Origin of the sequence: Methanobrevibacter sp., assembly GCF_036307625.1 — an archaeon.
Lineage (GTDB): Archaea > Methanobacteriota > Methanobacteria > Methanobacteriales > Methanobacteriaceae > Methanocatella.
In genome coordinates, this window is the sequence record NZ_JAXJXF010000043.1 from 1 (window position 1) to 8,054 (window position 8,054).

An 8,054-nucleotide genomic window follows, 5' to 3' on the forward strand; every position below is an offset into this window, starting at 1 on the left:
ATAATGCTTTAATATCTTTTCTTTTATTTATATAAAATTTGCTATTAATTATTGTTTTCATAATATTTTTTTCAAAATGATAATTATTATTTTTTAATCAATATTAAAATTTTTTAATTTTTTTAATCTGGAAAAGTTAATTTTTTGTATTTTCAATGATTTTCTCGGACACGATTTCTGAAGAGATTAAATCGTCAGCTGTTGTCAAAAAGCTTCCAAGGCTTTTTGAAGTAATTTTATAATGTGCGATATTATCTGTTAATTGTGATTCAAGAAAATCTTCATTATCTACGTCTAAACTGTCGAATATATGTTTTGCATCTTTTTTATTTTTGTAAATGAATTTTATGTTTCCTGATATTTTCATAATCTCACTGATTTGACTGTTATGTTTTTATATGTTATTTTGTTTAAAATAATTTTACTATTAAATTTTGAAAATAGGGTAACCTTTATTAATAACTTAATTAATATATTTAAGTATTCTATTATATTACGATATATAATTTTTATATAGCTATTTTCATAATTTCTTATTCATAGCTATTTTTTTAATTAAACATGTTAAACATGTTATTTTTATTTCGGAGGAATAATAATGGTTCGTGCTTATACTAGAAGAGATTATATTAGAAAAACCCCAAATTCAAGAATTGTACAATATGATATGGGAAACTTAAAAGATGAATTTCCAGTTTCTTTAAGTTTAGTTGTTAAAAAACCTGCTCAAATTAGACACAATTCTTTAGAAGCTGCAAGGATCGCTTCTAACAGATTGATGCAAAGAGCTGCTGGAAGAATGGGTTACCACTTAAAATTAAGAGTTTACCCACATCAAATTGTAAGGGAAAACCCAATGGCAACCGGTGCAGGTGCGGATAGGGTACAAAGTGGTATGAGAAACGCTTTTGGTAAACCTATCAGTGTTGAAGCTATCGTTAAAAAAGGTCAAAGTATTATTACTATTGACTGCCAAGAAAAGAACTTTGAAGAAGCTAAAATTGCATTAAAAAGAGCAGGTATGAAATTACCAGTTCCATGCAGAGTTGTTGTTGACAAAGGTCAAGATTTAGTTAAATAGATTTTTAACTAAAACTTTTTTTTACTTTTTTTATTTAATATTTTTTTTAACTATTTTTATAATTAAATATTTAAACGTTGAAATTGAAATATTAAATTATACTATTGGCTATGTTTTTTTACTTTCAGAATATTGTCAATATAAATATTTTTAAACCAAGAGGTTATTTTTCATGTATGTTGTAAAATTTGAGGATTTGAATAAATCTGATATAGGAATTGCAGGTGGAAAAGGTGCTAATTTGGGTGAATTAACTCAAGCGGGTATTCCTGTGCCGCCTGGTTTTGTAGTGACTGCGGAAACTTACGAAAAGTTCATGGAAGACTCTGGAATTAATGGTCAAGTAATGGATATTCTTGATAAAATTGATATTAATGATACAAAAGAACTTCAGGCTGCTGCTGAAGAAATTAAATCTTTAATCATTGCTACTCCTATTCCGGATGATATGACTACTTTAATTATTGAAGCTTATAATCAACTTTGTCAAAGAGTTGATGAAGATGATACTGATGTAGCTATTCGTTCCTCAGCTACTGCAGAAGATTTACCTGAAGCTTCATTTGCAGGTCAACAAGATACTTTTTTACATGTTTCCGGAAATGATGAAGTAATGGAATATATTAGGAAATGTTGGGCTTCTTTATTTGAAGCAAGAGCAATTTTTTACAGAGAAGAAAACAATTTCGAACACTCTAAAGTATATATTGCAGTAGTTGTTCAAAAAATGGCTAATGCTGATAAAGCTGGTGTTATGTTCACAGTAAACCCATCTACTGGGGAAGAAATTGCTTTAATCGAAGGATCTTGGGGTCTTGGTGAAGCAGTAGTTTCTGGAGATGTAACTCCTGATAATTATCAGGTAGACAAAAAGGACAATGAAATTGTCAATGTTACCATTAGTGATAAGAAAGTAATGTATACTAATGATGAAGACGGTACTAGTGTAAAAGTTGAAGTTCCAGAAAATATGAGAAAGGAAAGAGTCTTATCTGATGAAGAGCTCATTGAATTAACTGAAATGGGTAAAAGGGTTCAAGCTCATTATGGTGAACCTATGGATACAGAATGGGCTTTTGAAAATGGTAATTTATTCTTATTGCAAGCTAGACCTATTACTACTTTAGGAGATGATGTTAAAGTATCTGATGATGAATCTTCAGATTTGGGAGAAGTTATTGTCAGAGGTTTAGGTGCAAGTCCGGGTATGGCTTCTGGTAAAGTTAAAATCGTCTTAGATATTGATGAATTAGATAAAATTAAAGACGGAGACATTATGGTTACCACTATGACCACTCCGGATATGGTTCCTGCTATGAGAAGAGCTAGTGGTATCGTAACTGATGAAGGTGGAGTAACCTGCCATGCTTCCATTATTTCCCGTGAATTAGGAATTCCTTGTGTTGTCGGTACTGGTGATGCTACAACCACATTAAAAGAAAATTCCGGTGTTACTTTAGATGGTAAAAAAGGATTAGTATTTGAAGGAATTTCTGAAACTAAAGAGGAAACAACTCAACCAACAAGTAATGTTGAAGCTGCTCCAATAATAACTGTAACAGAAGTTAAAGCTAATGTAAGTATGCCTGAAGCAGCTGAAAAAGCAGCGGCAACCGGTGCAGATGGTGTTGGACTTTTAAGAACTGAACACTTAATGTTAACATCTGGTGTTCACCCTGGCAAATTCATTGCTGACGGAAGAGAAGATGAATTAATAGACACCATTGCAGATAAAGTTCAAATTGTAGCAGATGCATTTTATCCAAAACCTGTATGGTACAGAACTTTAGACGCACCAACAGATGAATTCATTACCTTGGAAGGTGGAGAAAACGAACCTGAAGAACATAATCCAATGCTTGGTTGGAGAGGAATCAGAAGAGAATTGGACCAACCTGAAATCCTTAAATGTGAATTCAAAGCAATTAAAAAATTACACGAAAAAGGATACACTAATATTGGTATCATGATTCCATTATCTCAAAATCCTGAAGAACTTAAACAAGCAAAGGCAATTTGTTCCTCAATTGGTTTTGAACCTCACAAAGATGTTGACTTTGGTATGATGGTTGAAATTCCAGCCGCAGCTATCATGATTGATGAGTATATTAAAGTTGGAATTGACTTTGTTAGTTTAGGAACTAACGATTTAACTCAATACACTCTTGCGGTAGACAGAAACAATGAATTTGTAGCAAAACATTACTCTGAAGAACATCCTGCAGTAATGAAATTAATTGAAAGAACAATTAGAAAATGTGCTGAAGCAGGAGTAACTTGTAGTATTTGTGGTCAAGCAGGTAGTGTGCCTCACATTGTTGAAAAACTTGTTGCATTTGGAATTACAAGTGTATCTTCCAATACTGATGCAATAGCTGATGTGAGAAAAACCGTTGCTAGAGCTGAACAAAAAATTATTCTCGACGCTGCCCGTAAACGTTTAGAATAATTTTATTATTTCTTTTTTTTTTATTTTTATTTTATAATTATTTTTAGATTAGGTTATTTTATGCAAGATGAACCAATAGATAAAGAAGATATTTTAAAAGAATTAAATGACTTTCATAAATTGGATTATAAGTATTCTGAAGGTAGAATTTTAGGGTCCATGTGTACTGAAGCACATCCTTTTGCAAAAGAAGTTTATTGTAAATTTTTGGATACAAATTTGGGAGATCCTGGATTATTTAAAGGAACTAAACATATAGAAAATGAAGTCATTAAATCTATTGGTAATTTGTTGTCTCTTGAAAGAGCATATGGTAATATTGTTACTGGAGGTACTGAAGCTAATCTTATGGCTATTCGTGCCGCAAGAAATCATGCAAGAAAATATAAAGGCATTAAAAATGGTGAGATTATTATTCCCTCATCTGCTCATTTTTCATTTAAAAAAGCAGCAGATATGCTTAATTTAAAAATCGTCGAAGCCAAATTGGATGAACATTATAAAATTGATGTCGAATCTGTTAGAAGGGCCATTTCTGAAAATACTGTTGCTATTGTTGCTATAGCTGGAACTACAGAACTGGGTTTGATTGATCCTATTGAAGAAATTTCAAAAATTGCTCAAGAGCATAATATCTATTTCCATGTTGATGCTGCATTTGGGGGATTTTCAATTCCATTTCTTAAAAATTTAGGTTATGAGGTTCCTGTTTTTGATTTTTCATTAGATGGGGTATGTTCAATTACTGTTGATCCTCACAAAATGGGTTTGGCGCCTATTCCTGCTGGGGGAATTATTTTTAGAAAAGAAGAATATTTGCAGGTAATGGCTGTTGATTCTCCATATTTGACTGTTAAAACTCAATCAACAATTGTAGGAACACGTTTAGGAGCATCATCTGCAGCTACTTATGCAATAATGAAATATTTTGGTAAAAATGGATATTCTAAACTTGTTAAATCTTTAATGGACAATACTTATTTTTTAAAAGAAGGTTTGGAAAATATCGGATATGATGTTGTTTGTGAACCGGAATTGAATATCGTCGCTTTTAATCATCCAGAAATTGAAGCTTATGAATTATCTAAAAAATTGGATGAATTAGGTTGGAAAGTATCTGTTGCTAAATGCCCTATCGCAATTAGAATTGTATTGATGAATCATATTAAAAAAAGACATTTGGAAGAATTGTTAGAAGATTTGGAAAAAATCTACTAACTTTCATTCTTCAATTTTTTCCACATACATTAAAGGATAGTTTAATTCTTCTATAAATTCAATTCTTATGATGGCTTTAACGGTATCTACTTTTGTAAATATTTTAACATCCAACATGTCTCCCGTAAGTGAAGTGTAGTCAAATTCAGTCATGGATTCTTCTAATTTATCAAATCTAATCTCAACTTGAACATCTTCAATTGCAGGCTGTAATTTTAAGGACTCTTCCATGCTTCTTTCTAAACTTTCTTTTGAATGTTTATTGACGGGGGTTCCCACAAATTGGTGGAATAATGCCCCCATACTAATGGCTCCTTCAAATATTGCCCTTTCCCTTGTGGTTATGTTGGAAAAATATTTCTCGTCAACATCCATTCATATTCCTCCGTTCAGGAAAATAATTTTGTCATATATTAAACCGGACGGAATTGGATGTATACAGAAGAATAGCAGTATTGCAAACACTATTAAAACTGTGGCCAATATATATGCCCTATTTTCCTTAGGATATAGGAAAGTAAAAATAAGGCCTAATACTAAAAATAGTGTAGTTATAATCAATGCATTTGATTCTTGAGGATTACTAGTAATAATTTGATTATTTATCGCTTGTGTGCCTACTAATTCTCCTTGAACTATTAATCTATTTTCAGTCGAACCAATTGGGTCACATGTAATTAGGTATGCGCTGTTACCTCCGGATTGTGGGCTAAGTTGGTATGTTGCAGGAACAACCATTGTATTTATTACCTTATACTGCAACTCTCCGATTCCTGGCCATTCTAAAAGGAATGTATCTCCATTATGAAGTTCATTAAGTCTTAAGAAAGGAGAGCCTTGAAGTGTCCGATGTCCGAATATCAATACGTCACCACTGCCAGGGGTATAAGAATTTGATTCGTACAATACTCCCTGATCAAGACTTACATTATTTATTTTTTCATTTACTCCAATTGATGGGATAAATACGACTGGAGATGTAAGATTTCTTTCAATACTTACTTTAGATGAGAAATAGTTTACCTCTCCCATTGCATATAACCCAATAATTAGGATACAAATGATGATTATTATGGTCATTATTGTTGGTCTTTTCATAATATCACTTTTGTTATATTGTCCTTAATAATGTTTTCTTATTGGTATGTGGCACTTATCTCATTTACCATCCACTCTGGAGCATTTGTTGTAGGGATTGTTAAAACAATATTGTCCATATTATTTAACATAAAATTAACTTTGTCCTGTGGTGTTTCAATTAGAAGCATATATTGCGCGTCCAAATCTCCTAAATTTATTTGTCTTTCATAATTTGATAGTTTCACCCCATAATTTTTAAGCATTTCAAAGGTTTCTTGTTCATCATAACCGTTCATTATGCTTCCTTTTATCATTTCCAATACATTTGATGAGAATTTTTTGGAATTTTCTTGAGGATTGGTTATGTTTCCGTGAACATTCATTTTTGATTTTGAATATTCTGAGTCAACTTCTCCATTTTCTTCATATCTCATTATTGATAAAACTGTGCATCCGCTGATGTCTGGATTTGTATTGTTGGTGTTTAATTCCTCTCCTGTATTATTCAAATTTGTGTATATGTCTACAATGCTTCCGACATTGACTAATCCCGCACCTGCCTGCAGTCTTGAAACCAATATTGGGACTGAAACTGTGTTCGGTTTTTCAAATTTCATTTTTGATAAAATCCGTGCATCATTATCATTGACAATTTTAGTAGCTTCTTCTTGAGACATTATTACATTTTTACTTTCATTTGAATAAACTGCCATGGTTCTGTTATATTTGTCGATGTTTGATTTGATTGACTTTTGGTGAAATGATTTCCAGTCTTTAGTGGCAGAACTCATTATATTAATCATTCTGAGCTCATTGATATTATTCGCATTATTAATTTTTTCTTCTAAAAACATTTCATTTGGTGATGTTGTTAATGCTCCGCTATATAATTCATGAAGCTCGTTTAATTTTGCTGTTTTTTCTGTGGATAATTCTTTTTGTCCGGGTTCATAAATTAAAAAGTAATATGCAGATATTATCAATGTTAATAATATTAAAATGGTGATTATCACTCCAATTTTTCTCTTTTTTTCGTTTTCGCTTATGTCTGTGGCACTGGGATTTAGATAAATCCCTAATTTGTGATTAAATTTTTTAAGAAGCGATAATTCATCATCCTTTGGCTTTGGTTTTGGTAAAATTTCATCGAATTCTTTTTTTTCAAAATCTTTCGGAAAGAATGGATCTCTTGGTTTTTTATTGTTCATTTTCAATACTCCTTTTTAATTTTGATGGTTAATTTAATTAATAGGAGTAAATTGGTCATGCTTTACTTAATTAAATTAATAATAAGGTAGTAAAGACAGAATAATAACAATATTAATGCAGGTATATTGATGCTATATAATGTTGTTGGAATTGGAAGTATTATTAAAATTATTAATATGCAGGATATTGAAATTAGCGGGATATTCGAAAATTTAGGATATTTAACATTACTTATCATTAAAATTGATACTATAATTGATAATATTAATGCTAAATAGCTATTATATAATCCGCTTAAATAATATGTGGCTATAATAAAGGATATTCCTGGAATTGGAAATCCTATAAAATCGCTTGTTTTCACATGGTCTGCAATTACATTGTATCTGGTTAATCTTAAAACTCCGCATACAACAATTAATAAGCTGACAAGTATTACGAGGATTTGTAATGGTATTGATGTGGTGTTAATTGATGTGTAAATGAATACTGCAGGAGCTACGCCAAACGATACAATATCAGATAATGAATCTATATTTTTTCCAAAACCTAAACTGTCATTTCTATTTGTTTTTCTAGCTACCCAACCATCTGTGGAGTCAAACATGATTGCTATAATCATCAATATTGCTGATAGTTCAAAATAATTGTTGATTGAACACAATATTGATAAAAACCCAGAACTCATATTCAATAGTGAAATGATGTCTGAGGTGGCAATAAAATTTTGGATATTTGTTTTTTCAATTTCCATATTGGGACTCCAGTAATACTTTTGGTTTTATATCTTATTAATTTTATCTTGTAATTCGCTTTATTATTACTTATATTTATTTTTAATTATTAATAAGTGTTATTTTTCATAATTCAAAAGAATTTATCTATTGTTTTAATATTTAATTGTAGACCAATTAATTTTTTTTAATTTAACTATTGCTTTTGTTCATTAAACATTTAAATATTGGAATTTATTTATCTATTTTATAAATAACCTTTAAAAGATAAAATATATATAAT

Annotated in this window: 8 protein-coding genes; 3 read left to right on the forward strand and 5 right to left on the reverse strand. The window is 30.6% G+C overall.

The window, feature by feature from the left end; translation table 11 throughout:
* Positions 1 to 136: 136 nt before the first annotated feature.
* Positions 137 to 367: a KEOPS complex subunit Pcc1 gene (locus tag UIB65_RS02750; protein WP_330039603.1), complete on the reverse strand. Its 231-nt coding sequence runs from the start codon at positions 365 to 367 to the stop codon at positions 137 to 139.
* A gap of 231 nt (positions 368 to 598) precedes the next feature.
* Here UIB65_RS02750 and rplJ point away from each other — a divergent pair, with 231 nt between their 5' ends.
* The 3 genes from rplJ (at position 599) to mfnA (ending at position 4,748) form a co-directional block, all read left to right on the forward strand.
* Entirely contained in the window at positions 599 to 1,081 is a 483-nt protein-coding gene (gene rplJ / locus UIB65_RS02755) for a 50S ribosomal protein L16 (protein ID WP_330039604.1), read from the forward strand.
* 172 nt (positions 1,082 to 1,253) lie between these two features.
* Complete coding sequence (ppsA, locus tag UIB65_RS02760; protein WP_330039605.1) at positions 1,254 to 3,530, forward strand: phosphoenolpyruvate synthase; 2,277 nt, start codon at positions 1,254 to 1,256, stop codon at positions 3,528 to 3,530.
* 60 nt (positions 3,531 to 3,590) lie between these two features.
* Positions 3,591 to 4,748, forward strand: coding sequence for a tyrosine decarboxylase MfnA (gene mfnA / locus UIB65_RS02765; protein ID WP_330039606.1), 1,158 nt, complete (start codon positions 3,591 to 3,593; stop codon positions 4,746 to 4,748).
* 3 nt (positions 4,749 to 4,751) lie between these two features.
* Here mfnA and UIB65_RS02770 read toward each other — a convergent pair whose 3' ends face one another.
* The 4 genes from UIB65_RS02770 to UIB65_RS02785 form a co-directional block, all read right to left on the reverse strand.
* Positions 4,752 to 5,123: a dihydroneopterin aldolase family protein gene (locus tag UIB65_RS02770; protein ID WP_330039607.1), complete on the reverse strand. Its 372-nt coding sequence runs from the start codon at positions 5,121 to 5,123 to the stop codon at positions 4,752 to 4,754.
* Positions 5,124 to 5,846, reverse strand: coding sequence for a sortase (locus tag UIB65_RS02775; protein ID WP_330039608.1), 723 nt, complete (start codon positions 5,844 to 5,846; stop codon positions 5,124 to 5,126).
* A 38-nt stretch (positions 5,847 to 5,884) separates the two neighbouring features.
* Positions 5,885 to 7,036, reverse strand: a complete 1,152-nt coding sequence (locus UIB65_RS02780) for a DUF515 domain-containing protein (RefSeq protein WP_330039609.1) — start codon at positions 7,034 to 7,036, stop codon at positions 5,885 to 5,887.
* A 62-nt stretch (positions 7,037 to 7,098) separates the two neighbouring features.
* Entirely contained in the window at positions 7,099 to 7,791 is a 693-nt protein-coding gene (locus UIB65_RS02785; protein ID WP_330039610.1) for an archaetidylserine synthase, read from the reverse strand.
* Between the last annotated feature and the right edge of the window lie 263 nt (positions 7,792 to 8,054).

What these genes read in the sequence shown, in the direction of transcription:
- UIB65_RS02775 (WP_330039608.1), bottom strand. Translation starts at nt 5,846, where the DNA reads ATGAAAAGACCAACAATAATGACCATAATAATCATCATTTGTATCCTA.
- UIB65_RS02750 (WP_330039603.1), bottom strand. Translation starts at nt 367, where the DNA reads ATGAAAATATCAGGAAACATAAAATTCATTTACAAAAATAAAAAAGAT.
- UIB65_RS02785 (WP_330039610.1), bottom strand. Translation starts at nt 7,791, where the DNA reads ATGGAAATTGAAAAAACAAATATCCAAAATTTTATTGCCACCTCAGAC.
- UIB65_RS02770 (WP_330039607.1), bottom strand. Translation starts at nt 5,123, where the DNA reads ATGGATGTTGACGAGAAATATTTTTCCAACATAACCACAAGGGAAAGG.
- UIB65_RS02780 (WP_330039609.1), bottom strand. Translation starts at nt 7,036, where the DNA reads ATGAACAATAAAAAACCAAGAGATCCATTCTTTCCGAAAGATTTTGAA.
- rplJ (WP_330039604.1), top strand. Translation starts at nt 599, where the DNA reads ATGGTTCGTGCTTATACTAGAAGAGATTATATTAGAAAAACCCCAAAT.
- mfnA (WP_330039606.1), top strand. Translation starts at nt 3,591, where the DNA reads ATGCAAGATGAACCAATAGATAAAGAAGATATTTTAAAAGAATTAAAT.
- ppsA (WP_330039605.1), top strand. Translation starts at nt 1,254, where the DNA reads ATGTATGTTGTAAAATTTGAGGATTTGAATAAATCTGATATAGGAATT.